At 63.5% G+C, this 26,221-nt stretch carries 22 protein-coding genes; 14 read left to right on the top strand and 8 right to left on the bottom strand.

The features are described from left to right. Positions 1-66: 66 nt before the first annotated feature. Both ACQY80_RS07125 and ACQY80_RS07120 read left to right on the top strand, forming a co-directional pair. Entirely contained in the window at positions 67-936 is an 870-nt protein-coding gene (locus tag ACQY80_RS07125; RefSeq protein ID WP_428685036.1) for a phage exclusion protein Lit family protein, read from the top strand. An 11-nt stretch (positions 937-947) separates the two neighbouring features. Further along, positions 948-1,394 (top strand): hypothetical protein, encoded by a 447-nt coding sequence (locus ACQY80_RS07120; RefSeq protein WP_428685034.1) that lies wholly within the window; start codon positions 948-950, stop codon positions 1,392-1,394. Positions 1,395-1,443: 49 nt separating this feature from the next. On the opposite strand, the gene ACQY80_RS07115 is transcribed toward ACQY80_RS07120, so the two are convergent. Beyond that, complete coding sequence (locus ACQY80_RS07115) at positions 1,444-2,073, bottom strand: hypothetical protein (RefSeq protein WP_428685032.1); 630 nt, start codon at positions 2,071-2,073, stop codon at positions 1,444-1,446. Between the two features lie 89 nt (positions 2,074-2,162). Continuing rightward, positions 2,163-5,168: an HsdM family class I SAM-dependent methyltransferase gene (locus ACQY80_RS07110; protein WP_428685030.1), complete on the bottom strand. Its 3,006-nt coding sequence runs from the start codon at positions 5,166-5,168 to the stop codon at positions 2,163-2,165. Between the two features lie 645 nt (positions 5,169-5,813). Between ACQY80_RS07110 and ACQY80_RS07105 the strand changes: the two genes are divergently transcribed. From ACQY80_RS07105 to ACQY80_RS07070, 8 genes are all read left to right on the top strand, one after another. After that, a complete protein-coding gene (locus ACQY80_RS07105; RefSeq protein ID WP_428685028.1) occupies positions 5,814-6,107 on the top strand; it encodes a hypothetical protein in 294 nt (97 codons plus the stop codon). A 200-nt stretch (positions 6,108-6,307) separates the two neighbouring features. Continuing rightward, on the top strand, positions 6,308-6,574 hold the full coding sequence (locus ACQY80_RS07100; protein ID WP_428685026.1) for a hypothetical protein: 267 nt from the start codon (positions 6,308-6,310) through the stop codon (positions 6,572-6,574). Beyond that, positions 6,571-7,317 (top strand): HAD-IIB family hydrolase, encoded by a 747-nt coding sequence (locus ACQY80_RS07095; protein ID WP_428685024.1) that lies wholly within the window; start codon positions 6,571-6,573, stop codon positions 7,315-7,317. The genes ACQY80_RS07100 and ACQY80_RS07095 overlap by 4 nt, the downstream gene beginning before the upstream one ends. Before the next feature lie 155 nt (positions 7,318-7,472). Continuing rightward, on the top strand, positions 7,473-9,743 hold the full coding sequence (locus tag ACQY80_RS07090; RefSeq protein ID WP_428685022.1) for a glycosyltransferase family 4 protein: 2,271 nt from the start codon (positions 7,473-7,475) through the stop codon (positions 9,741-9,743). Between the two features lie 7 nt (positions 9,744-9,750). Then, the gene (locus ACQY80_RS07085; RefSeq protein WP_428685020.1) at positions 9,751-11,055 is read left to right on the top strand and encodes a glycoside hydrolase family 130 protein; all 1,305 of its coding nucleotides are present in this window, start codon (positions 9,751-9,753) and stop codon (positions 11,053-11,055) included. Next, the gene (locus ACQY80_RS07080) at positions 11,052-12,011 is read left to right on the top strand and encodes an NAD(P)/FAD-dependent oxidoreductase (protein ID WP_428685019.1); all 960 of its coding nucleotides are present in this window, start codon (positions 11,052-11,054) and stop codon (positions 12,009-12,011) included. Before ACQY80_RS07085 ends, ACQY80_RS07080 begins: the two co-directional genes overlap by 4 nt. Positions 12,012-12,093: 82 nt before the next feature. Further along, positions 12,094-14,241: a catalase gene (locus ACQY80_RS07075; protein ID WP_428685017.1), complete on the top strand. Its 2,148-nt coding sequence runs from the start codon at positions 12,094-12,096 to the stop codon at positions 14,239-14,241. 12 nt (positions 14,242-14,253) lie between these two features. Then, on the top strand, positions 14,254-15,486 hold the full coding sequence (locus ACQY80_RS07070; RefSeq protein ID WP_428685015.1) for an NAD(P)/FAD-dependent oxidoreductase: 1,233 nt from the start codon (positions 14,254-14,256) through the stop codon (positions 15,484-15,486). 203 nt (positions 15,487-15,689) lie between these two features. On the opposite strand, the gene ACQY80_RS07065 is transcribed toward ACQY80_RS07070, so the two are convergent. From ACQY80_RS07065 to ACQY80_RS07040, 6 genes are all read right to left on the bottom strand, one after another. After that, positions 15,690-16,280 (bottom strand): opacity protein, encoded by a 591-nt coding sequence (locus ACQY80_RS07065; protein WP_428685013.1) that lies wholly within the window; start codon positions 16,278-16,280, stop codon positions 15,690-15,692. 74 nt (positions 16,281-16,354) lie between these two features. Beyond that, positions 16,355-16,705, bottom strand: coding sequence for a hypothetical protein (locus ACQY80_RS07060; protein ID WP_428685011.1), 351 nt, complete (start codon positions 16,703-16,705; stop codon positions 16,355-16,357). Between the two features lie 27 nt (positions 16,706-16,732). Further along, the gene (locus tag ACQY80_RS07055) at positions 16,733-16,906 is read right to left on the bottom strand and encodes a hypothetical protein (RefSeq protein WP_428685009.1); all 174 of its coding nucleotides are present in this window, start codon (positions 16,904-16,906) and stop codon (positions 16,733-16,735) included. 115 nt (positions 16,907-17,021) lie between these two features. Then, a complete protein-coding gene (locus tag ACQY80_RS07050) occupies positions 17,022-17,204 on the bottom strand; it encodes a CsbD family protein (RefSeq protein WP_428685007.1) in 183 nt (60 codons plus the stop codon). Between the two features lie 141 nt (positions 17,205-17,345). Next, complete coding sequence (locus ACQY80_RS07045; RefSeq protein WP_428685006.1) at positions 17,346-18,821, bottom strand: PAS domain S-box protein; 1,476 nt, start codon at positions 18,819-18,821, stop codon at positions 17,346-17,348. Positions 18,822-19,068: 247 nt separating this feature from the next. Beyond that, the gene (locus ACQY80_RS07040) at positions 19,069-19,956 is read right to left on the bottom strand and encodes a serine hydrolase domain-containing protein (RefSeq protein WP_428685776.1); all 888 of its coding nucleotides are present in this window, start codon (positions 19,954-19,956) and stop codon (positions 19,069-19,071) included. Between the two features lie 261 nt (positions 19,957-20,217). On the opposite strand from ACQY80_RS07040, the gene ACQY80_RS07035 reads away from it, so the two are divergent. The 4 genes from ACQY80_RS07035 (at position 20,218) to ACQY80_RS07020 (ending at position 26,212) form a co-directional block, all read left to right on the top strand. Continuing rightward, positions 20,218-20,958: a GntR family transcriptional regulator gene (locus tag ACQY80_RS07035; protein ID WP_428685004.1), complete on the top strand. Its 741-nt coding sequence runs from the start codon at positions 20,218-20,220 to the stop codon at positions 20,956-20,958. Continuing rightward, positions 20,955-22,268 carry a hypothetical protein gene (locus ACQY80_RS07030; protein WP_428685002.1) on the top strand — a complete coding sequence of 438 codons (1,314 nt, stop codon included), beginning with the start codon at positions 20,955-20,957 and terminating at the stop codon, positions 22,266-22,268. Before ACQY80_RS07035 ends, ACQY80_RS07030 begins: the two co-directional genes overlap by 4 nt. Positions 22,269-22,482: 214 nt before the next feature. Further along, positions 22,483-24,609, top strand: a complete 2,127-nt coding sequence (locus ACQY80_RS07025; RefSeq protein ID WP_428685000.1) for a TonB-dependent receptor — start codon at positions 22,483-22,485, stop codon at positions 24,607-24,609. A 55-nt stretch (positions 24,610-24,664) separates the two neighbouring features. Then, entirely contained in the window at positions 24,665-26,212 is a 1,548-nt protein-coding gene (locus ACQY80_RS07020; protein ID WP_428684998.1) for a carboxylesterase/lipase family protein, read from the top strand. Positions 26,213-26,221 lie beyond the last annotated feature (9 nt).

The following is a 26,221-nucleotide window of genomic DNA, read 5'->3' as shown; positions in this document are numbered from 1 at the left end:
GAAGGCGGTCGCCGAATGTCGCCTGACTGAAGATTCCTGACCCCCACTTTTGTGAATTGGTGATCGGTGACCCAGAGTGATTCCGAAAGGCTGACGACCGGCTTTCTCTCGCAAATCCGTGAGAGCCCCTTCCTTATCGCGCCTGAACGCGCCATCGAACTTGTCAACGAGATGGGCGGTGAAACTTGGCCCCTCGATTTCGGGAGTGGATCGGCGAATTTTGAGGCGCTGCCGAACGCCAAGACCATCGAAGGAACCTACGCGGCGCTCCTGAGCTTGTGGGCGGTTGCGGCATCGGTATGGTGGATGTTCTCGACTGCCCGGATGGCAAGGGATGCTGGTTACGAACAGATCGACCTGATGACATTGCCAGCAGGGCGGATGGCAATGGATCTTAAACAAGCGGCGCTTGAGATTATTCGGAATCCCGACGCGCCGTGGCACGAAACACTTCCTGATCCGGACCCCGGTGCCTCGAGATCGTCGTTCGACGGTGTGATAAACAATCTGTTCCTGGCGGCGGTAAGCTTTGTGGTCCTGCATGAGATTGGCCATCTCGTTAAGGATCATCAAGCCTATAGCGGCCGTTCGCACGATCAGGAGCGGGAGGCAGACGAGTGGGCGATTGCCTGGATAATGAAAAGCCCGCCCAGCGATAAGCATCGCGATTTCCGGGCGGCGGCGATCTGCGTAGCCTTTGTCTGGATCGGCCTGATCGACGAGGTGCGCCGGTCGAAAGACACGCATCCGCCGGCGCATCAGCGGTTGGGCGAGGCATTCAAATATTTCGACACGCTCGGTGATGAGTCGCTGGCGTTCGAGATCAGCAGCTATGCTCTGAAGGCGTATTTCGATCCGGGTAGCGAGAATCCGGCGGAGGAGAGTCCGCTCGACGGGTTTATATCTTCGCTCATGACGTACTCACGCAGCGAATGATGGGAGCGGGCGTGAGGAAGGCAAAGACGCCCAAGGTCCCGACCGCGGAGGAGTTCGCGGCCTTCAAGGGCGCGCATTGCCACCAGCTCTGGGCGCGTGTCGGCCCCGACTGGATATGCCCGAGCTGCCGTCGATCGAAATTCCAGATTCTGCGCTGGACGAAGCGTTTTCCCAGTTCGGACGCTCCGTTCCTTGACTGGATGGCTGCGCTGCACGAGCATCATGACCATGCGCGCAGCTGGGACGGCGTCGGCACCGCGCGCTTCTACCCGACGGTCCTTTGCGATCAATGCAACTCAGCCGATGGCGTCGCCAAGCGCCGCCTGAAATTACCCGAGAATTTCTCGTTCACGCCCGCGGAAATTGGGCAGTTCGTCACGTCGCAGCCGCATGGCAAACATGTGCTGGACCTTGCGATGGCGGAGCGGATTTATCGCTCGCTTTGGACCGCACTCTGAAATGGCCCCGCCGCATACGCTGACGGACGGACGTCTATCTCTGCGGCGTTCAATTTGCCTGGAGCCAGACATGCCAGAGGTCGATTGGTCCAGGAGCGTTATCCGGCGGTGACAAATGGCTAAAGGCGAAATTGCGTCCATGTTGCGAACGGCTGGAATCGCCTCCTATGCCGACGGTGATCGGGCCGACCTCGACACTGTAGGTCGCAGCATGGCTCGCCTGTCCGAAATACGGTGCGAGCTTGGTGGGGATGGTTGAACCATCGCGAACATATCCCAGCATGAACGCTTCGCGTCCTCCCCAGCCATATTCACCCACCAGGAATCGGCGTACGCCTTGCGAACAATATAAGGCCTCGGTTTTGCCGCTCGACGTATCCAGCAGCTTGGCTTCCGCCATCAGGGGAAATCGTGCCGATCGGTCCGTGAGCCAGATCGAAAGATCTGGCTGCTTTTCGAGATGCGCACCGTCGTAACTGATGCATTCGTCGCTGCGTCCGACGCACCGAACCAAGCTGCGCCAAAGTCCAGCCTCCTCGGCATTGTCGTCGGCCATCGCATTGAGCCGGCTGACGAGGAGTGCGGTGACCTCGGGCTCGGTGCCGGTAGCCAGCGTTTGAGGCCATTCAATACGGATCGCTGAAAATGCGGCAGCGATGGCTTCGGCGAGCACTATCATTATGGGCCCGCCTATGGCCGGCAACGGCAAGTCCAGACCGCGCGTCAATTCGGCGACTTGGTCAGGTCGTCGCGTTAAGGCCGGGCCGCTCATTCGGCGCCTTTTCCCGTGATGAATTCAAGTTCGTTCCAGACGATATGCTGGGCCAGAAGTCGAGCCTGGGTCGCAGTCCAATAGCGTTGTTGGGCAAGCCGGGCGACGAACAGCGTGTCCGGAGCGGTGTGCACCACCATCTCGGTAGCTGCGCTCGCATCGGCCAGAAGGATCAATCCGTCCCAATGCTTTGGAAGGTCGACATCGGAAGCGCCGCCGTTTCGCTCGACGATTATGCCACGCCAAGGTGAAAGCGGGCGGGTCTGCATGGGTGTTGCTTTGACGACTATGTCAAACCGCTTTGCCCATGGCGCAAGTTCGCGCTCGACCTGTGTGCAAAAGCCTTCCAAATCCTGTGGGGGCGCTTGCGCTGCTTTTTTTGCAGAACTGAATGGCGCATTATAGGTGAGCGTATCGGCGATGACCTGAAGATCGGACGCGCCCAAGCCATAGAGGTTTGCCGCCCATTGATCCACATCTGACCAAGAAGCGTCGCCTACAACGAGGGCGTCGAACAGCGAAGAGACTTCCGTGGACTGGAGTTCGCTGAGCAACCGCAGGTCAGGCAGAGGCAAGCGGTTGAGCGCGGCCTTTTCGACGACGTCGCGCTCGAAACCGAATTTTCCGCTCGTGAGGAGGGCAAACCATAGAGCGAAGCGGCTACCAAGCAGAAGCGCTAGGAATCGCACCAGAGTTTGTTCTGAGCCAAGTGTTGCCGTGCTGAAGCCATAAAAGCTTTCATTATACGCAACTGCTTCGGCCGCCACGCCAACACGTAGTCTCTCTCTCCCTGCGGGCGGCGACTGATGCACCAGCACCAGTGGTCCCGCGAAGATTGCTTGATCCCGCGGGTCGTGGATGCGGCGGTGCTGGAAAGCGAAAAGCCGTTCCGCATCAATCAGGATGTCATCGAGGCTCTCAGCGGTGATATCGGGGAGGCCGTGCAGATACTCAGCCGGAACCCCTGGCTTGCCATCCCCATTTTTGCGTGTGCGACTGCTCTCTTTAAGCGTTTGATACCCGTTGCCTGATCCGGTCAGATAGCCCTTGGGCGAGCCGCCGACGACCTCGCTCCAATATTCCGCAAGTGTAGGGAAACCCTTGGAGCGGATGCGCTCCACCAAGGACAGGTCTGCCTTGGTTCCACGGAATAAAATCTTCAACAACTCGGGCGTACGCGCCAAATCTTCGGTTGCGATGATTTCGGCGGCATGGGCGTCAATCCGCATGCTGCCGGCCGAGTTGAGCGAAGTTTCCAGACGTGGGCTGATCAATCGGAACCCCGCACCGGGCCCAGGAACACGGTTGGTGGCAAGCAGCAGGCAGAAGGGAGCATCTATTTCGGGCCAGACCTTCGACTGGCGTAGCTCTGAGCCATTGATGACGGAAGTGACATCGAGGGCACGGAAGAGTGCGAGTCTGGCGTCGGCCATGCCATCGCCCTGCTGAAAAAGCAGGCGGGCATGAAGCGCGAAGGCGATCTGGCCGCCCGGCTTGGCCCAATCCATCGCCCGCCATACGAAGGGCAGGTCAAGCACTTCATTGGGAAGCAGCGGCGAGATGTCTTTGCCGGCTCTCCACGACGCGATACGTGCAACCTCGTGACGAACCAGCGACCAATCTGGAAGTTTGGTGCCGCTGGCCCAAGGCGGGTTCCCGACAACAATGTCGTAGCGACCGTTGTGCTCCGGCCCAACCTCGGGACCGAGGCTGCCGAGGTGACGGCCTTTTATGTCAGCGACTCCGAGGCGATGCAGCACCACGCCTCGCAAATCATCGAAGCGCAGCTTGTCGACAGGCTGCGGTTCGGGATCGAGTTCGATCGACAAAAGGTAAAGGCCTAGCGCCGCGAAGCGCAGTGCTGCCTCATTGATATCGAACCCGGTGATCTGATTGTAGAGAATCTCGCGCAGTATTGCAGTGTCGGGACGCTTTCCGGAGACGCGCCAGCGCGCGGCGACCAACTCGCGAAATGCGGTTAGCAGGAAAACGCCGGCGCCAGCCGCCGGGTCGAGTACGCGTGCTTTCGCGCTGCCACCGCCCCGATCCAATGCCCGAAACGATGCGCGTACCAGAAGGTCGGCGATCGGGCGGGGCGTGTAGAACCCACCCTCGCGCCGCTGGCGAGAAGATTGATGGCTGCGCAGGTAAAGCTCATAGGCTTGGCTCAGCACGCCGACGGGAATATGAGCGAAGTCTAGGCGATCCCACCTTTCCTCCCAGTCGAGTTGAAGTTGGCCGCCTGGGGCACGGCGCATGATATCGCCTAGGACCCGATAGCCGCTTTCGTTCAACCTTTCGAATATGCCTTCGCTGAGCGGCAGCAAGTCGCCGTTGAATATCTGATCCAGCCATGCCGAAGTCGCTTCTGCGCGCGTCGCGTCATCGAAAAGACTGTGGGAAGCCGGCAACGATCCGATATCGTCCGGCAGCAGATTGCGATCGCCGAGGAAGCGCGTAAACAGCGCGCGACCTACCAGGGAGATCGCATCTTCATCGTCGACACCGGCATCTGCAATCAGGTCCTTGATTGCCCGTGTTAAGAGATTCAGGACGACGTCGGAAATCCAGTTTTGCCGCTTGCGCGCTGCCTTGGGCCGAACGTTAGCGAGGCGCGGCAAAAGATCGATGTCTGCAATTGTGTCTAGACCCTCACGAACCCGGACCTGACCCGGCCGCTTATTGTCGAGGGCAATGGGATAGACATCCAGCCGGCCCGGCGCGACGACCCCAAGATAGGGCGCATCTCCGCGCATCGCGAGCAGGCGTCGCAAGCGCTGCAATTGCTCGTCGTTCGCTACCAGATCGGCTTCGACAAGAAAGATTAGTGGCGCTTCCTGCCATTCATAAATTGCGCCGACTACGCTTAGCGTGTCGCTGCCGCGACGCCGGGCATTTACCAATGTAGCATAGGGCAACAGCTCGGGCGTGTCGGCGTCGAGCAAATGCAGACTGGCGACGTCGCCGCCGTAGCGTGCCATTGTGGTGCGCCAATCGATCATGACGGCAAGTCCAGGCTGGCTTGGCGATCGCCGCCAAAATGCCCTCTACGGGCGCCCCCGCGCGGCTTCTTCGGTGCCAACGCAACCTTGGCCATAACACTCCGATAGTCGCGGCCCTGCACGGCCAGTTCGGCAACGAGCACTGCTATAAGCGCCAAGTGAACCGGGAGTTCGCCCTGACGCGCATAGTTAGTGATCGAATTTGGATTCATTCCGACCAAGTCAGCAAAGCCACGCACTGTAAGGCCGGCCCGCGTCAATTCGGTCAGAAAGTCCGCGTATGGCATCGCCAACAGTGCCCCACATTGTTTAATGTGACATAGCACATAGATTAATGTGGGCAACTCCTTTCGCGAGTTCAAAAACGGATCCACGGGCAGGTCTCGGTCGCTCTTTAATGCTCATAAGACCAGTTCCGATTGAAGCGGCGCGGTCAATGCAGCGCGAGCTCAATTGCCGCGCCTATCGGCCCGCCTCAGGCGTTGGGGTAGAGCATCTCGTTTGGTCGGCAGTCGAACGTCCGTTTTGCCAGGGACGCGCCCGAAAGCTGCATGACCCGCTAACGGCCACTCCTGCGGCAGCCAGCTCCTGCGCGGCTTAGCGCAACTTCCAATGGTCGATTGCGTCGCATCGGACAGATCGCCTATGGCCAATGGCAGCGAACGAAAAGGGGAAGCAATGGCCGCGTCATTTTCAGTGGACGAGCGACGCGAGCATTTTGCCTATTGCGTCCAACTGTTTGGCGGCACCACTGCATTCTCGCGGCGCCTTGGCATAGACGAGCGGGCCATCCGCCGTTTCATTAATGGCGAGCGGCCCCTTGGCGACGGGCTTTTGCAAGACACCGCAAAGGCGCTGCGCCTGCTCATTGCTGAAGCGACCACGGCCGAAGCACAGATCGCGGCCACATTGCGCTTTCCGCCGACCGATCAGTCGTAGCGGCTAGGCGACGGCGAATATCCGCTTCCGAGGTTTCCTGCCTGAAACCCGACCGTCCGCAATCGGCCATCCTGTGACTGCGCAAAATGTCCGCAGGAGATTGCAATGTTCGGCCTAGACCCCATATCAGTGCTATTGCCAGGCTAATCTGCGTGCGGGCAACTGAGAGACCATTGTGCTCCCCGCCAACGGAGCGATATATGGACCTTAACGAACTTCTCTATCATCATCAGATCGCCCTGATGTCCGTCAGTCAGGCGGAGAGTCGCGGGCATGCGACGGCAAATTTCGATCTGCCGCTCTATTATGCCAAGCGCATCAACGACTATCGCGACATTCGGGGTTTGACGGGCAATCTGATCATGGCCGGGGGACCACCGCGGGACGTGGGGCTGTCCGGCCGCGTCGAGCGCGATCGGTATGTCGGGGACATGCTGCCGATGGCGCAACCGGCCATTCTCGCTTGAAAAATCTTATTGCGTTCGATCTCGACGGCACATTGGCCGAGAGCAAGCAGCCTCTCGACGAAGCGATGGGGGAAGCGCTCGCCGATCTTCTCTCCGTTGCCGACGTGGCCATCATCTCGGGCGGCGACTGGCCGCAGTTCGACAAGCAGATCGCCTCACGCCTTCCGGTTCGCGCCGACCGGTCGCGATTGTGGCTGATGCCTACGACCGGCACGAAGCTCTACACTTATCATTTCGATGGCTGGCAGGCGGTCTACGCGGAGCTCTTTGCCGACGAAGAGAAACAGCGCATATTCGAAGCCTTCGACGCTGCGCTCGAAGCGACCGGCTTCGTGCCGGAAGCCGTCTGGGGCGAGCGCATCGAAGACCGTGGCAGCCAGATCACCTTTTCGGCGCTCGGGCAGCAGGCGCCGATCGACGCCAAGGAAAAATGGGATCCGGACTTTGCGAAGCGCAAGATCATCCAGCAGGATCTTCGCGGGCGCCTTCCAGGAATGTCGATCAACATGGGCGGCGCGACGTCGATCGACATCACCCGCGAAGGGGTCGACAAGGCCTATGGACTGACCAGGCTGCGCGATGCGAGTGGCATTCCGCTCGACGCGATGATGTTTATCGGCGATGCGATTTTTCCCGGCGGCAACGATTATCCTGCAAAGACGCTCGGGCTCGACACAGTTTGTGTGCGCGATCCGCGCGAAACGCTGGCGGTTATCGCATCGATCGTCGCTTGCCTGAAATGACCGGGGTTTCGGCGCGGAGCCGGTGTCCGGCGGAACCAAAGCCCCGCTGAATTGTTCTATTTCCGGACGCGCCGCAGCAGATCGGCGGGCGTCCCAACACAATCAATCCATTTGGGTGAGGCCTTCTGCCGCTTCATTTTGGAAGGTAAAAACCTGTGTACGAAGCTCCCGATCGCACGTCGTTCGATGAAGGCCTTGAGGCTTGTCAATCGCTCCGCCCCGCCGTTGCGCCCACCCTCCGGCTCGCGCTGGTCGGCGGCTTCCTGCCGCGGCGCTGCGGTATCGCAACCTTCACCGCCGACATCCATGCATCGCTTGCAGCAACGGCGCCCGAGATTGCCGTCGACGTCTATGCGATGGCGCCTGCGGCGACCCCGACCATATTCGACCCGGTGGTCCGTTCCGCGATCACCGAGGGCGATGCCGACAGCTTTGTCGATGCGGCAAAACAGATCGAGGCGAGCTGCGCCGACATCGTCTGGCTTCAACACGAGTTCGGGCTCTTCGGCGGGCTGGCCGGGGACATGGTGCTCGAACTGGTGGATCGGGTATCCGCGCCGCTGATCGTCACGCTTCATACGGTGCTTGCCGAACCCGATGCCGATCAGCGGCGCGTCATGGAGCGGTTGATCGCGCGCGCGACCAAGCTCGTGGTCATGTCCGAACGCTCGCGCGACCTGCTGCGCAGCGTCTATCAGGCGGATGACGATCAGATAGTGCTGATCGCGCATGGCGTTCCCGACCGCCCGTTCGGCCGCGCTTCGCAGTTCAAGCCGCGGTTCGGATTCGCGGGCAAACAGGTCGCGCTGACCTTTGGCCTTTTGTCGCCGGGCAAGGGGATCGAGGCGGTCATCGAGGCGTTGCCCGCGATCGTCGAGGATCACCCCGACTTCCTCTATTGTATCGCGGGAGCCACGCACCCCAATCTGCTGGCGCATGAAGGCGAGGTCTATCGCGAACGGCTCCAGGCGCTCGCCGTCTCGCTCGGCGTCGATGCGCATGTCCGCTGGATCAACGCCTTCATGGACACCGACGATCTGCTCGACTTGATCGAGGCGGCCGACATTTATGTGACGCCCTATACAGGGGCGCAGCAATCGACGTCCGGCACGCTCTCCTATGCGATGGCGCTGGGCAAGGCGGTGATATCGACGCCCTATGTCCATGCGGTCGAACTCCTCGCCGACGATCATGGCGTGCTTGTGCCTTTCAACGACAGCGACGCGATCGCGAACGAGATCCGCTATCTGCTCGGCGACGCCGACCGGCTGCTCACGCTGCAACGCCGCGCCTATGACCGCAGCCGCGACATGATCTGGCCGGTGTTCGCCGAGCGGACCTGCGCGCTGATCGCGGAAAGCCGCGTGGTGCCTAGAGCCGCGGCCATTCCCGAACGGATCGGGATCGACGGGTTCCTGCGCATTTGCGACGATACCGGTATCCTGCAACATAGCGTGCACATGATCCCCGACCGTGCGCACGGCTATTGCGTCGATGACAATGCGCGCGCGCTGATGCTGATGCACCGGCTCGACGACGACGCGCTCGGCAGGTGCGGGCAACTGGCTTCGGTCTTTGCTTCATTTGTGCAGCATGCGTGGAACCCGGACCGCGGCGAATTTCGCAACTTCATGGGGTTCGGGCGCAACTGGCTCGAGGATGTGGGGTCCGAGGATAGCTGCGGCCGAACGCTGTGGGCTCTCGGCGCGACGGCCCGCGATGCACGCGACCCCGGACTGCGGCAATGGGCGCTTGAGCTTTTCGAGTGCACCGCCGCGTCCGCGCTCGATTTCGGGTCGCCGCGCGCGATCGCCTTTGCGATGCTCGGCGCGGATTTCGTGCTCGCGGTGCATCCCGTAAACGATCTGGCGAACCGGATATTACGCAGCGGCGCCGACCGGCTGATGACGCTATACAAGGTTGCGGTGCGGCCGGACTGGCGCTGGTTCGAGCCGGTGCTCGCCTATGACAATTGCCGCTTGCCCGAGGCCATGTTGCGCGCGGGTGTGCGGCTGGAGCGTGGGGACATCACAGCGTGCGGGGTCGATACGCTGCGGTGGATCAATGACGCGCAGATTTCGTCTTATGGTCATTATCGTCCAGTCGGTTCCGACAGCTTTGGTCATTGCTACGAATTTCCGTGTCCGTTCGATCAGCAGCCGCTTGAAATCTGGGCGGCGATCGACGCGTCTTCGGCGGCGTATGATGTCACCGGTGACGATATCTGGCTGACACATGCGCGGCGCGCCTATGAGTGGTTTACCGGAGCCAATGACCGTGGCGTGATCGTCGGCGATGCGCTCACGGGCACCAGCAGGGATGGTATAAATCCGCGCGGGCTCAATCTGAATGAGGGTGCGGAGTCGGTTCTCGCCTATCAGCATGCGACCTATGCCATTCGGGATTTTATCCGCAAAGTCGACTGAGGGGATTATGGTGCATCTGGTCCAGGACGAATTGCGGCTTCACGCCGACCCGACGCGCGTCGTCGTGCGGCCCTTCCACCTCGCATGGCAAGCATCCGGCCCTGATCTCGAACGCGTGCAGCGTCTGGCGCGCGAAATCGTTGCGCTCGACACGCGCACCGTGCGCGCCGAACTCGCCGTGGTCCTGCGCGATTTCGCCGATCGGCACTGGCAGATCGAGAAGGTTTTCGAGGATCGTTTCGAGCAGATCGAACCGAAGCTCGGTCTCGAGGGCCTGACACTGAAGCGCGAGATGCGGCTCTTGATCGGCGCTTATTTCTGCCACGAATATAGCTATGCCGCGGCGGCCTTGATGAACCCCAGCGTCGTGCGTCATCCCGATCAAAGCGGTCTGCAGGAAGGCAGCATCCGCATCCTGCTGTCGCTGCGCGCCGTCGGCGAGGGGCATATTTCGACGATCGCCTTTCGCGAAGGCATCATCACCCATGATCGCGAACTGACACTGCTGCCGCAACCGGGCTTCGCGACCGCAGCGATGCTGGGCCCGCATCGCGACGACAAGCCTGACGATGTCGTCTCGCTCTATCGTCAGAAGGACAGCACGCTCTCGGGGACGGTAATTTTCCCGATCACCGAGGCGCAGCGCAACGGGCTCGAGGATCTGCGGCTGCTCGAGTTCGTGCGCGACAGCGGCAAGAGCGAGTGGATCGGAACCTACACCGCGTACAGCGGCCGCGACATCCAGTCGGAGCTGCTGCGCACGCGCGATTTCAGGGATTTCACGCTGACCCCGATCAAGGGCAAGGCGGGGCGCAACAAGGGCATGGCGCTTTTCCCGCGCAAGATCGACGGACAATTCTGCATGATCGGCCGGCAGGACGGCAAGAATCTCTATCTGCTGCGCTCGGACGCGGTCGACCAGTGGGAGGACGGCGAGTTGCTGCTCGAGCCACGCTTTCCATGGGAGCTGATCCAGATCGGCAATTGCGGCGCGCCGATCGAGCTCGACGAGGGCTGGCTGGTGCTGACTCACGGCGTCGGCGCGATGCGCAAATATGCGATCGGCGCGGTGCTGCTGGACAAGGCCGATCCGTCGAAGGTGATCGGACGTACCCCCAACCCCATCCTTTCTGCCGCCGATGAGGATCGCGAGGGCTATGTCCCCAATGTCGTCTACACCTGCGGCGCGATCCGCGTCGGCGACGATATCTTCCTGCCCTATGGCGTGGCGGACAGCTCGGTCTGCTTTGCGTTCGTGGCGATAACGGAAATCCTTGCGGCCATGGATTACTCGGCGCGGGCCACAGGATGACGTCGCTTTCGGCCGGCGAAGGGTCGGCGATCGACATATTGATCGTTGGCGCGGGGCCTGCCGGACTGACGGCCGCACTGTATCTCGCGCGCTACCGGAGAAAAGTGCGCGTGGTGCATGACGGACGTTCGCGCGCCCTTTGGGTACCACGGTCGCGCAATGTTCCGGGCTTTCCCGAAGGCATCGTCGGCCCCGATCTCATCGCGCGCATGAGCGACCATGCCGTGCGCTACGGCGCGGAGCTTGTCGAAGCCAGGGTCGACGAAATCGCCCGGAGACAAAATGACGAGGGCTTTCGCGCCCGCCTAGCGAGCGGCGCGACCATCAATGCGCGCGGCCTTATCCTCGCGACCGGCGTAGAAACCAATCTCGCCAAGCTCGATAGCGGCGATCACGACAATGCGGTTTGCAGCGGCGTGCTTCGCTATTGTCCTATCTGCGACGGTTTCGAACATAGCGACGAGCGGATCGCGGTCCTCGGTTCCGACCTCCATGGCGCCGCCGAGGCGATGTTCCTGCGGCAATATTCGCGCGACGTCACGCTCATCCCGAAATGGCAGGTGGCGCTGACCGATAAACAGCGGGGCGAGCTCGCAGCGAGCGGCGTCGACATTCTCGAAGGCCGGGTTCTCCGGCTCGACGCAACCGAGGCAGGGATGTTCGTCTCGATCGAGGGAGAGGCCGAGCCGCGCCGGTTCGACACGCTCTACCCGGCATTCGGATCGACGCCGCGCAGCGAGCTTGCCGCCATGCTGGGTCCGCTGACCGATCCAAACGGCTGCATCCCGTTCAGCGCCTTTTCGGACGGATTGCTTCCCGGCGTTTATGCCGCCGGCGACGTCATCGAAGGTCTCGACCAGATCAGCGTCGCGCTGGGACAGGGCGCGATGGCGGCGACGCGGCTCCACAATTGGCTTCGCGAACAGGACGGGCATGTGATGGCCGACCAGAAATAGTCGGGGAAAGCGACGCACGGCGAAACCTAAGCGCGAGCGAGGGGTTGAGGAGGCAAGCCCCTCAAAATTCAAGGAACCGATCATGGCCAAGAAGCCCGCGCCATCGCCTGCGACCGTCCACGCCCTTGGCGACCATCAGCCTGGCGAGGGTCGGGCCACGCCGGCCGGCAACCGCGGCAATGGTGACGAACTGCACCAGCAGGTTGAAAGCGGCGCCGCCGATCCGGCCGCCTATCTCACCGACAATTTTGGCCATCGCATTTCCGACAACCAGAATTCGCTGCGCGCCGGAGAACGCGGGCCGACGCTGCTCGAGGATTTCGTCCTTCGCGAGAAAATCTTCCACTTCGACCACGAGCGTATCCCCGAGCGGATCGTTCACGCCCGCGGTTCGGGCGCGCACGGCGTGTTCGAATGCACCAAGGCGATTCCCGGGCTGACGAAGGCGTCGATCTTCCAAAAGGAGGGCGCGACTTGCCCCGTCTTCGTCCGCTTCTCGACCGTCGCGGGCGGCGCGGGGTCGGTCGACACCCCACGCGATGTGCGCGGCTTCGCGGTCAAGCTCTATACCGACAGTGGTAACTGGGATCTCGTCGGCAACAATATCCCCGTCTTCTTCATCCAGGATGCGATGAAATTCCCCGACCTCGTCCATAGCGTGAAGATGGAGGCCGACCGCGGCTATCCGCAGGCGGCAAGCGCGCACGACACATTCTGGGACTTCATCGGCCTGATGCCCGAGGCGATGCACATGATCATGTGGGCGATGTCCGACCGCACGATCCCGCGCAGCCTGCGCATGATCGAGGGCTTCGGCGTCCACACCTTCCGCTTCGTCAACGAAAAGGGCGAAGGCAAGTTCGTCAAATTCCACTGGAAGCCGGTGCTCGGCATCCAGTCGACGACTTGGGACGAAGCGGTCAAGATCGCCGGAGCCGATCCCGATTTCCACCGCCGCGACCTGTTCGAGGCGATCGACGCGGGCGACTTCCCGGCGTGGGATTTGGGCGTGCAGGTCTTCGACGAGGCTTTCGCCGCGAAGCAACCCTATGACGTGCTCGACGCGACCAAACTGATCCCCGAGGAGGATATCCCGGTCGAGATCGTCGGCCGCATGACGCTCAATCGCAACGTCGACAATTTCTTCGCCGAGACCGAGCAGGTGGCCTTCCTGCCGTCGAACATCATTCCGGGGATCGATTTCAGCAACGATCCACTGCTGCAGGGCCGGCTCTTCTCCTATCTCGATACGCAGAAGTCGCGGCTGGGGACGACCAATTTCCACCAGATCCCGATCAACGCGCCCAAATGCCCGTTCCACAATTTCCAGCGCGACGGGATGATGCAGACGCTCGTGCCGACCGGGCGGGCCAATTACGAACCCAACAGCCTGGCCGAAGCGGGAGAGAATGGCGGTCCTCGGGCGAGCGCCGAGACGGGCTTCAGGACCTTCGAGACCAACGACGAACGGAACGATCCGGTGCAGAAGCTGCGCATTCGCGCCGACCTCTTCGCCGATCATTTCAGCCAGGCGCGGCTTTTCTACCTGTCGCAGACCGAGAATGAGCAGGCGCATATCGCCTCGGCGCTGGTGTTCGAGCTGTCGAAGGTCGCCCTCGATCACGTCCGCGCCCGCGTCGTCGGACAGCTGCGCAACATCGACGAGGATCTGGCGAAGCGCGTCGCGGCGGGGCTCGCGATCGATTTGCCCGCCAAGGAAAAGGCCGCGCGGACGCCGGTCGAACTCAAGCCCTCCGACGCGCTGTCGATCCAGAAGAACGCCGACGACACGATGGAGGGCCGCAAGGTCGCAATACTGTTTGCCGAAGGATCGGACAAGGCGGCGATCGACAAGCTGAAGGGCCACATCGAAGGCGCCGGCGGCACCGCCTTCCTCGTCGCGCCCAAGGTCGGCGGGATCAAGGTCAAGGGCGGGACGCTCAAGGCCGACGGCCAGCTCGCGGGCTCGCCCTCGGTGCTGTTCGACGCCGTCGCGTCGATCCTGACCGACGAACAGGCCAAGCTTCTCTCGAAACAGGGCGCCGCGGTTCAGTGGTTCATGGACGCCTATGGCCATTGCAAGACGATCGCGCACGACGACGCGACGCAGCTGCTGCTCGACAAGGCCGGAGTCGAAAAGGACGGCGGCGTCGTTTCGGTCGATAAATTCGCCGACGTTGGAACGCGGCGTCACTGGGCGCGCGAAGCGAAGGTGCGCGATCTTGCCTGATCGCCGGTTTTCGTGAGCCGCGCATCGGCGACGCATCATCGCGACCTCCGGACCGGCCGGTCGATCTGGTCGGCGCGGCGTCGTCCGTCGATCGCGGAAAAGCCGCTGACCCGCGATGTCGCGTGCGATATCGTAGTAGTCGGCGCCGGCATATCGGGGGCGCTGATCGCCGAGCAGCTGTCCGACGCGGGGTTCGATGTCCTCATCGTCGACCGCCGCGGCCCGACCGACGGATCGACCGCGGCCTCGACCGCGATGCTGCAATATGAGATCGATACGCCGCTCCATCAAATGGCCGAACGGATCGGCCGCGACAAAGCGGAGCGCATCTGGCGCCGCTCGCGCCAGTCGGTCGACGCGCTGCGCGAACGCACCGAAAGGCTCGGGCTCGACGTCGACGGCGCGACGCGCGGTTCGATCTATCTCGACGGCAATATACTCGATGCGGCGGGGCTGGCGCGCGAAGCCGAGGCCCGGCGCCGGGCCGGATTCGAGATCGAATTGCTCAAACCCGCACAGGTCGAGGATCGCTACGGCATCAAGGGTCGTCATGCGATCATCGGCTACGGCAATTATTCGGCCGATCCGCGCCGCCTGGCCGCCGGCTATCTCAACGTTGCGATTTCGCGCGGGGCACGGCTCTATGCCCCGGTCGATATTTGTGATGTCGCACCCTCCGAGGCGGGCGTGACGCTCCGGTCCAAAGATGGACCTGCCATCCGCGCCAAACATCTCGTGGTCGCGACGGGCTATGAGATGATGAAGGGCGTCCCGCGCAAGGGGAACAAGATCATCTCGAGCTGGTCGATCGCGACCCGCCCGCAGCCCCACGCGATCTGGCCGACCGCCGCGATGATCTGGGAAGCCGCCGACCCCTACCTCTACATCCGGACCACGCCGCACGGCGAAATCATCTGCGGCGGCGAGGATGAGGAAATTTCCGATGCCGCGCTCCGCGACGCCAAGCTCCCCGACAAGACCGCGACGCTGTCGCGAAAGCTTGCCGCGCTGTTGCCGGGCGTCGATGCGACTCCGGCGCACAGCTGGGCCGGCAGTTTCGGCGACAGTCCGGTCGGCACACCGACCATCGGTCGGATTCCGGGCATGCCGAACTGCTATGCCGCAATGGGATATGGGGGGAACGGCATAACCTTCTCGATGATGGCGGCGCAGATGCTGCGCGGCCTTATTTGCGGCTATGGTGACCCCGACGCCGATCTTGTCAGCTTTCATCGCAAATTTTGACTGCGGAGACATCGTCCTTCGCAAGACGTCCGCTTTCCGAATTTGTCGGCCACGAGCCGACCGACCGCTATCGGCCAAGGCCGGGCTTCAAGAAGAGCCGGCGTTGCTCGGGAATGCGTCGCACGCAGCTTCGACAGGCGGGCGGCGCGACATACCGGCCCGGCGACGAGCTCGCCGGGCCGGCCGCCGATCGGGTCGGCCGGTCAGAAGTGAACGACAACGCCGGCCATCGGCCGCAGACTGTCGAAATCATAGGTGTCGATCTGCAGGCGGAGGCGGACGCCGCTGTTGCTCGTGACGCCGCCGAGGCCGATGTCCTTCGGACCGACCTCGACGCCCAGACCATAGATCCAGTCCTTGCGGTCGGCGAAGCCGCGCTTGCCGTTGACCCACTGATGGCCCGCCGACACATAGACGAGGCCGCTGTCACCGGCGCGCGCACCGACGCGGCCCTTGACGCCATATTCCCAGTCGATGTCGCCAAAGCCCTTGGCCGCATTGCCCTCGACGCCGACAAACGCTGCACCGAGCGGAATGTTGACGCCAGCGATGCCGCTGACGAGCGCGCCGTTCATGCGGCCCCCGCCGGGGACGGTTCCGAACTCGCTGCGGTCGTCGAACGAATGATAGCCGCCAAGGACCCCGACATAGGGTTCGACGCCGAATGCCGAAGTTCCGTCGGGGGCCGTGGTTTCGTCCGAAGCCGGCATGGTCGACGGACTGTCCGCCTGCGCGAAGGCGGCGGTAGGGAGGGCAGCGGCAAGCGCTGCCGCAATGAGGATCGACTTCTTCATGTTGCGTGTCTTTCTCGGTGAATCCGCCTGGCGGCGGGGATGCGGATGGCGGGGGAGGGGGGATCCCGCTCGGCTTATTTGCGTTTTGCCGCTGCCTGGGCGTCGAATGCGTCGGCCTGCGTGTCGGCCACCTTGCGGATGGCGTCGGCCTTTTGCTCCAGCTTCTCGGCTTCGACATCAGCCTGGCGCCTGATGGCGTCGCCTTGGCGCTGGAGGCCCGCGGCTTCGGCCTCGCGTGCTTCGCGCGCGGCCTCGTTCGCCCGGTCCTTTGCGGCGCCGACAGCCTCGTTGGGGCCGTTGCCGTTATAGGCCACGCCCGCCGCTTTCGCGGCGGCCTTGTCCTTCTCCGCGCCGGCTTGGGCCTCGGGCCCCTGACATGCGGCGAGGAGCAGCAGCGCCGCGGCGCCGATGCTGATTGTCTTCATGGGAAACTCCTGAATACTGATCGGCCGTCAGTCGGCCTCGCGCTGGTCCGCGCCTTCAAGCTCGACAAGCTTTTCGCGATAATGGTCGGCAAGCTTGAGATGGGCTGCGCGCGCAGCGTCGGTGTCTGCTTCGCCGGCCTGTCGCTCGCTCGAAGCAAGCCTTCGCCGGAAATAGGCGATATCGTCTTCTCTCGTCGTCATGCGTGATCTTTCGAAGGGGCAGGTCGGAACCGGGGCGCGATCGGGTGCCCACGCCCGTCCCGCCAGGCGCCGCCACGCGGCGTCGCTGCGCGGCGGGCGGGTTTCGGTCGCTGCCTTATTTGCGAACAGCATCGCGGACCTTGTCCGCCACCTTGCCCGCGGCGGCCTGAACACTGCCGGCAGCCTTTTCCGCCGCGCCCTCGGCCTGCAACGAGCGGTCTCCGGTGATCTTGCCGGCGGCTTCCTTGATCGAGCCTTTGACCTTCTTCGCCTCGCCCTTGATGCGATTGCTATCCATGATCGTTTCCTTTCTCATCCGGCCTGGCGCGGAGGCGCCGGACCACGCCCCTCATCTGGGACGGAAAGGGGAAGCGACAAAGATACGGAAGTACCAAATCGTAAGGTAGGGAAAGACTAGTGCCCTTGCGAACGGAGCGCGTTAGCGGATCGGCCGGGCCAGCGGAAAGCCGCGCTCGCGTGCCCAGAGGATCGCCGCCGCGCGCCGGTTGACGCCGATTTTCTGGTACACGCGGGCGATATGGTTGCGCAGCGTGTTGCGCGACACCCCCATCTCGCGGGCGATGGCGGCATCGTCGCCGCCTTCGCACAGCAGGCTCAGCACTTCCTTCTCGCGCCGCGTCAGTTCGCTGACCTCGACCGGCGCCGCATGCGCATGCGGGGCGCGAAGATTGGCGAGCTTTTCGACCACCGTGCGGCTGAACCAGTTCGTGTCCTTCATCACCGCCTCGATCGCGGTGATGAGCTCCAGTTCGCTGTGGCGCCGCTCGTGGATGTCCTGAATGACCCAGAGCACGCACTGGTCGCTCCGCAGCGGCATCGCTTCGGCCGCGACGAGACAATCGACGAAGCCGCCATCCTTCGCGCGCAAGCGCGCATCGCGCCCGCGAAAGCCGCTGCGCTCGGCCAGCATATTCTCGGCTTCTTTCAGGAAGGAGGCTGGCTCCCACAATTTGAGCTCGGCCATCGTCTTTCCCAGCGCCTCGTCCGGCGAATAGCCGGTCGCCTGGTGAAAGGCGTCGTTGACGTCGCACAGGCGCTGGCCGTCCTGCGTCGTGATCGCCATCCCGACCGGCGCGAGGCGGAAGGTCTTCACGAAGCGCTCCTCGCTGTGTCGCAGCTCGTTCTCGGCCTGACGCCGCGGCTCGAGATCGGCGAACGAGAAGAGCATGCACGGCTGCTCGTCGAGGTCGATCGGCTGTCCCGCCACGATCACGAGCTTGCGCCCGCCGTCGGGAAGCGACAGGTCGGCCTGCATCTGGGGGATCGTGCGCCCTTCGCGCAGCCGTTCCTTGGCGGTGTCGAGATTGGCGGCATCCTGCAGCACGTCGATGTCGTAGAGCGAACGGCCGAGCACCTCGTCGCGCGTAAAGCCGGTGAGATCAAGAAACCCCTGATTGACCTTGACGTAGCGATGATCGGCGAGCCGGCAGATGACCGCCGGTGCGGGATTCACATTGAAGGTCTGCTCGAAACGCTCTTCGGCCTCATAGCGCAGCGAGACATCCTGGATCACCAGCACGAACAGGTCGGGTTTTCCCTGTTCGTCGGCCAGCACAAGGCTTCGGATCTGGTGGATCCACCCGGCTTCGTCATCGTCGGCGCGCGTCACTTCGACGATCACTTCCGAGAACTGCTCGCCGGCGAGAGCACGGGCGAGCGGGTAGTCGTCGCGGCCGAGGACATGATTGTTGCGGTACCGAAGCTGAAAGCGCTTGACATATCCGTCGCAGTCGCCTCCCAATTCGGCAACGTCTTGCGCGCCATGAATACGCAGAGCCGTCTCATTCGCCCAGAGCAACTGCCCAGCGTCATCGGAGAGGATAATCCCTTCCGACAGGTTCGACACGATCTGGCGGAGCCGGCCAAGATCGACCGATTGATTGCGAAGCGTCAAGATTCTCTCCGGGAACTGGCTGGCCGAAGGCGCCCGTTGGCTACATCCATAAGTGCGAGCAAGGTTCCCTGGCTCTGATATCGGATGACTGGGCACAAAGACGATTTCCTGGCCCGCAGGTATCGGAATATACCGGGGGTCAACGCGCTGAAGCCCTTGCGCGGCCCCGGACTATCGGGCGTTCGAATATGTCTTTCAGGGGCCGGCGCTTTCCAGCCGGCGATCCTCCGAAATCCCGGGTCTCGTTCTAGTCGTTTGTGCTGTTCAGCAGGAGGGACAGGAATTGCCAGTCGGACCATCTGCTCTTTTTTCCTGCGGCCAGAGCCGCAACATCCAGGCTTGCTTGTCGAACGATGGTCAGGCGGCGCGACGGAATGACGTAGAGGCGCTGGTTGCCTGCGCCCGCCGCGACCACCATGTCGACAGGAAGGTCGGATGCATGTTCCGTGATGTCGGTTGAGCGGGTGACCGGATCGACGGCAGGCGTGGCGCGCGGCAGCCACCAGGTCAGTCCATAGGCTGGGTTCGCCTCATGACCCTGGAACAGTTCCGCGAATGCGGCGGCGTCGACCAGCGGCTTGCCGTCCTGCTTGCCCCCAAGGCGAACGAACTCTCCGATCTTGGCCCATTCCTCGGCTGCAAGAAGCAGCCCTTGGGGCATGAGCGCCTCGCCATCGGGACCGCTCCGCCAACCGCCCACCTTCACGCCGATCGGGCCGAGGATACGTCGCTCGATATAGAGGCGCGGATTGTCGTCCTTGCCTTCGGCGACCAGTTTGCGCCGCATGATCTCGCCGAAAATCTGCATCGGCGCCGGTCCATATTGGAACTTGCTGCCCGGCAGCGCGCTGAGCGGAGCCTTGAGCGAATCGAGATAGCCCTGGGGCCGGCCGACGGTCGAGGCCTGCCCGCCCGTCATCGAAAGCAATTGGCGAAGCGTGATCCGGGATTTTTCGGGATCGTTTTTCCATTCGGAAAGCGTGTCCGATGCCCGCTCGTCGAGCGTCAGCAGGCCATCTTGGACGGCGGCCGCCGCCATCAGCCCGACAAGGCTCTTGGTGCCAGACCAAAGCTCCCGGGGCATCGTGATATCCGCAGACCGGCAATGGACCTTGCCGTCCTCGAGAACGAGCATTGCGACGCCATTATCCGCCTCAGAATAGGCGATCGCCGCTGCGCAGCCAGGAAGCGGCGCGGGCTCGGCCGCGCCGACCGAGGTCCCCGCCGTAGCGGCGGCCGCGAGAAGGAGGATGGTGCGCTTCAAAATCCGGCTCCCGTTTCCGATGCTTGTCATTGCTAATATTATCGATAATAATTTCATTCGCAATCATCGATTGCTCGCGCGCTTTGCCCCATTAGGATGGCGCCGCGAGCAGGGAAAGCCGAACGGAGAGACATGGCCGCGACGAAAACCGAAGACGACAGCGCGCCGACTCAGGACCGCGTGATCGCGCGCCTGTTAACCGACGACATCGTCGAATGGCGCATCCCTCCGGGCTCGTGGCTGCGCGAGCGCGAAATCGCGGCACGGTTCGGCGTGAGCCATGCGCCGGTGCGCGAGGCGTTCCGGCATCTTGCGCGCATCGGGCTGGTCAAGGTTGTGCCGTGGCGCGGCACCTATGTGATCGACATCGACGAGCATGCCGCGAACGAGGTCTATGAGCTGTGGAAATCGCTGTTCGGTGTGGTTTGCCGCCTGGCGGCGGCCGAAATGACCGATCGCGACGGACGCGAGCTGATGCACCGCCTCGTCGAATATAAGGATGTTACCCAGCGTACAGAAAATACGTTCGAGCATATCAAGGTGTCGAATCGCATTGGCCGTTTCATTGCAAAGCGCAGCAACGCGCCGCTGGCGCTCGAACTGCTCGACCGTGTCGCGTTGCTCGCGCGCTGGCAGCATAATGTGTACACCGACAGCTATATCGAAACGCATGGCAATGAGGCGGGGCGGCGTTCTGCCGTCCTCTATGACGAGCTTTGCCGGCATATCGTGGCGCGCGACGGCGATGCCGCCGATGCGGTCGCGCGGGCGCTGATCGGCGTGACGCAGGACAGCTTCGGGCGCGCGCTGGAAGAATATAAGGCCCGCCACACGAAGCCCAAGCCGGGGCGCCGCCGGGCGAAAGCGACATGACGCGCCCGGTCACCGATCGGCGGACGCTGCTCAAGGCGGGTCTCGCGGCGCCGATCGCGTTGCAGGCCGGGTCCGCTGCCGCTGCGTCGGGGGATTTGACAATGTTCGCTCCCGAACGACTGTTTGCGGACGTCGAAAGATTTGCCGCGGCGGGCAATAAGCAATCGGGCGGGGCCGGCGACCGCTGGACTGCCGACTGGAGCATGAAGCGATTGACGGCGGCCGGGTTCGAGGTCGAACGCCAGTCGTTTGATGTGCCGTGGTTCGAGGCCTCGCGCTGCGAAATTTCCGTCGGTGATTTCACGATTCCACTCGTCGCGCAGCCACTGGCTGTGGCGACCGGCGCTGGCAGGCTCGAAGCGCCGCTGCGTCTCGCCGAAATCTCGGGACGCCTCGACGGGGCGATCGCGGTGGTACGCTTGCCCTATCGCCGCTGGTCGACCCTCGTCGATCGCGCCGTGCGCGACCCGCTTGCCGATGCGTTGGCGCGCGGCGCAAGTGCGGTCCTTCTCGTGACGACCGGACCAACAGGCGAAGCCTTGCTCCTCAACGCGCCAGCCGATCGACCTGCGTCGGACAAGCCGCTCGCTGTGCTCGCACCGCGGCTTGCGGCACCGGTTATCGATGCCGCGCGTCACGGCGCAGCGGCAAAATTGACGCTTCGCGGTCGCGGCGGTTCGCGCCCGGCGCAGAATGTGATCGGTCGATTTACCCGCTCGGGCTATCCTTGGCTCGTCGTATCGACGCCGCGCTCGGGCTGGACCAATTGTGTCGGCGAACGCGGCCCCGGCATCGCGATCTGGCTTGCGCTGGCGGAATGGATGCCCCGCGCTTTCCAGCGGCACAGTCTGCTTTTTGTGGGTAACAGCGGGCATGAATATGAGAATCTCGGGGCGAGCCATATCGTCGAGAAGGTCGGCCCGCCGCCGGGCGAGACCGATTTCTGGCTGCATCTCGGGGCTAATGCCGCAACGCGGGATTATCAGGAATTGCCCGGGCGCCTGTTGCCCTTGCCGAGCGCCGATCCTTATCGTTTCCTCATGACCTCGCCCGACCTGGTCGAGCGGGCGAGGGGGATCTTCAAAGGACAGCCCGGCATAGAAATGGCCTATCCGTCGTCGGATGGCGCCGCAGGGGAGCTCGTGGAGGTCATCAAGGCCGGCTATTCGCGACACGCAGGCATCTTCGGCGCGCACCGCCACCACCACGCCGCGACCGACGATCTGTCGACCGTCGCGCCCGAGCCGCTTGCCGCTACGGCGTGCGGCCTTCGAGACTTGCTGACTGCTGTCGCCGCCATAAAGCGCTGAGCCGCGCGCCGGAGTGCTGCATTTTTCCGGCTTGACTCGTTCGGCCTTATGCACAAAATTATCGATAATATTGCGATAAGATCATGGGAGAGACGTTATGGGACGCAAGGCGCACCTTCTTTTCTGCACGGCTGCCATCTGGGTGGCGGCAGGTCCAACCGCCTTCGCCCAGGATCGGCCGTCCGAGGCACTCCCTGCCGATGCAGCGGTCGCAGTGGACGACGACGGTGCGATCGTCGTGACGGCGCGTCGCCGCGAAGAGCGGCTGGCCGATGTGCCGACGGCGGCCTCGGTCATCGACATCACGTCGCTGACCGATCGTGGCGGGGCAACCGGCAGTGGCGAACTGCTCGCCGATCAACCCAGCGTCCGCTTCAACAATCTGAACTCGTCGGTCACGTCGGAGATTTCGATCCGCGCCTCGTCAACGGCGCGGGCGACGAACGGCGACCCAAGCGTCGGGCTGTATCGCAACGGCGCCTATATCGCGGGCGGACCCGTAGGCGGGCGCAACTTCACGCGGCTCGACCTGCTCGACATCGGCCGCGTCGAGGTGCTGCGCGGGACGCAGGGCGCGCTGTACGGCCGCAATGCCGTCGGCGGCGCGATCAACATCATCTCGGCCGAACCTGAATTCGACCTCTCGGGCTGGGCGAGCGCGCGCTACGGCTTCGAGAACAACAGCTTCCAGACGCAGGGCGCGATCAACGTCCCGCTCGCCGATGGCCTGGCGATCCGCCTCAGCGGCGATCTGGTCGAGCAGGACAAGGGCTTCTTTTACAACCCGGACAATGACGTCTATTTCGACCAGCAGAAGGGGCACGGGCTGCGCGGCCAGATCAGGCTCAAACGCGGCCCCGTCGATGCGATCATCACCGCGGAAACACAGCGCCTCACCACGCCGACGATCCATTATCAGATTTTCATTCCCGCCGGCACGCCCGGCTTTCCGGGCGGCTATATCCAGGACCGCTTTCGTTACCCCTGGAACACTGCGCCGCGCGCGAGCCAGGATGTGGACGGGCTGCAGGCGCTCGTCCGCGTCGATCTCGGCGGCGCCGACCTCACCTCGACGACCTCGTTCCGCAAGCGCCGGTCCGAATATGATCTCGACAATGACGCCATCAGCCCCGCCGAACTGGCACGCGCGCGCGCTGCGGGCCAGATCGGCGCGCTGACTCCGCTCGATCCGAGCGCGGCGTCCTATGTCATCGATACGACCGACAATTTCTCGCAGGACATTCATGTCAGCGGAGCGAGCGATCGCTTCACCTGGCTGGCCGGCGCCGAAATGCTGCTGCTGGACAGCGATTTCTCGGTGGCGACGACGCGCACGCCGACCCTTGCCAATCCGTCGCCTGGCAACATCGCGCCGGCGCGGCTCCATTTCGAAAGCTATGCGGCCTATGGCTCGCTCGGTTTCGATATTACCGACAGCCTCAACCTGACCGGGGAACTGCGCTACACCCGCGACAGCCGGAGCATCTCGGCGCGGCTATTCGATCTCGGAACGGGCCTTCCGACGGGCGGACCGTCGCGGATCATTGACGACAGCATCAACGCCGACAATCTCTCCTACAACGCGACGCTGTCCTACAAGCTCACCTCGGATGTCCTCGCTTATGGCAAGGTCGGCACCAGCTACCGCGCCGGCGGGTTCAACACGCGCCTTTCCGACCCCCGCGCGCCGGCCCCGGTGCAGGTGCTGTTCGGCAACGAAAACAGCACCTCCTACGAGCTTGGCATCAAGGGCAGTCCGATACGCCGCGGCTATTTCGCCATCGCTGGCTATTACACCGAGCTTGAGGACCTGATCGCGCAGGTCGACGATGGCTGCGCGCTCACCAACGCCGCGTGTCCGGTAGCCGCGGTCGCCTATCTCACCAACGCGGGTGATGCGAAAAGCTGGGGTGTCGAGGCGGAATATAGCCAAGGCTTCGATCTCGGCGAAGGTAATGGCCGCCTTGCGCTGAGCGGCTCGCGGCAGGGGGGCAAGGTCAAGAGCGGCCGCTATGACGGGCTCGACCTGGCGCAGGTTCCCGACTGGCTTGCCTCGGCCAATCTCAATCTGCGCTATCCGGTCACGAACGATGTCGCGCTGACCAGCAATGTTCTGTTCAGCGGCCAATGGGGCGGCAAGCAGGAACTGACGGCAACCTCGGTCGATCTCGATGACTATGTCCTCGTCAATCTTCGGGTCGGCGTCGAGTTCGGAAAGGTCAGCGTCAGCGCGTTTGCGAACAACCTGTTCGACAAGGTCTATTTCGTGGCGCAGGCGCCGACCATCAACCGGTACAGCCAGCCGCGGGTCATCGGCGTCGAGGGACGCATTTCTTTCTAGGTCGCTCACCTCGTCGGCGGCTCGGGCCGCTGGCCGGGAAGGGAAGGAGGGCGCAATGCGGCCTTTGGGGATGGCAGCACTCGTTGGCGCCGCCACGCTGACGGGATCGGTTTCGGTTGCGGCAGCGGACACGTCGCCCGCGGCGACCATCGCGCAGGGCCGACTTGCGGGCGCGAGCGAGGCGGGGATCGAGCGCTTTCTGGATATTCCCTTTGCTGCGCCGCCGGTGGGCGGGCTTCGTTGGCGCGCGCCGCAGGCACCGCCGCGCTGGGCGGGCGTCCGCGACGCTTCGAAACTCGGCGCAGCCTGTCCGCAGACGGTGCGCCCCGCGCTTGTCGCGGGCGGCGTTGCCGAGCACCAGTCGGAGGATTGCCTCCAGCTCAACATCTGGCGTCCGGCGGGCGCGCGCAAGCTGCCCGTCATGGTCTGGATTCACGGCGGCGCGCATGTGATCGGCTCTGGCACCTTCCCTGCCTTCGACGGCACCGCCTTCGCACGGCAAGGCGTCGTTCTGGTGACGATCAATTACCGGTTGGGGGCGCTCGGCTATTTCGCGCACCCGGCGCTCAGCGCGGCCAAGCCGCGCGGTGAGGCGCTCGCCAATTATGGCCTGATGGACCAGCTGGCCGCGCTGCGATGGGTTCAAAAAAACATCGCGGCCTTTGGTGGCGATCCTCGGCAGGTGACCTTGTTCGGCGAATCGGCCGGAGCGATCGGTGTCACGACGATCCTTGCCCAGCCCGAAGCCAAGGGCCTGTTCGCTCGCGCGATCGTCCAGTCGGGCGTGGGACTCCTCGATCCGCGCCCGCTTGCCGAACAGGAAGCGTTGGGTTCTGCGTTGGCGGTCCGCGCTGGCGCGCCGCCTGCGGCCTCGCTCGACGCGCTTCGCGCGCTTCCCGCCGCCGCGCTCGTCGCCGCTGGCGAGGTAAAGACACCGGGCGCGATGGCTGGCCCCATTCTCGACGGCGAACTGGTGCGCGAAGCGCCGTGGCGCGTCTTTGCGCGTCGCGAGCCGATCGACGTTCCGCTCCTTGTGGGCGCCAACAGTAACGAGGCGAGCGTGATCCTCGGCATGGGCGTGCCGCCTGCGGCCGCGCTTGCCTATCTCGGCGCCGACCAGGCGGCGGGCCGCGCCGCCTATGGCACAGGTCTCGCCGACGACGAGCTGGCCCGGCAGGTGCTGGGCGACGGCTGGTTCGTTGCACCGGCGCGCTGGCTCGCGGCGCGGACGGCGGGTGGGGCTCCATCCTATCTCTATCATTTCGACTATGTGGCAGCGGCGCGGCGCGACCGTGCCAAGGGCGCCGCGCACGGCTCGGAAATTCCGTATCTGTTCGGGACGCTCGACTATCTGGCGTCGCTTGCCGGCGCCGTCGGTGAAGACGATCGCCGCTTCGGCGAAGGCATCTCGGCCTGCTGGGTTGCCTTTGCCAAGACGGGCGTTCCCGGATGCACATTGGTGCGCAATTGGCCGCGCTACGATGCCGCAACCGATCGCCTGGCGAAGTTTGCGCCCCAATCGGGCGTCGTCGCCGGCTTTCGCAAGGCGCAGCTCGACCATCTGCTGAGGATTCACTTCGGGAGCGGCCAGCCCAGGCCCTAGCCCGTTCGG

It is taken from the genome of Sphingopyxis sp. (assembly GCF_965279755.1).
In the GTDB taxonomy this organism is placed as follows: Bacteria; Pseudomonadota; Alphaproteobacteria; order Sphingomonadales; family Sphingomonadaceae; genus Sphingopyxis.
Note: the sequence above shows the minus strand (reverse complement) of the source record. Positions and strands in the feature narration are given on the sequence as shown.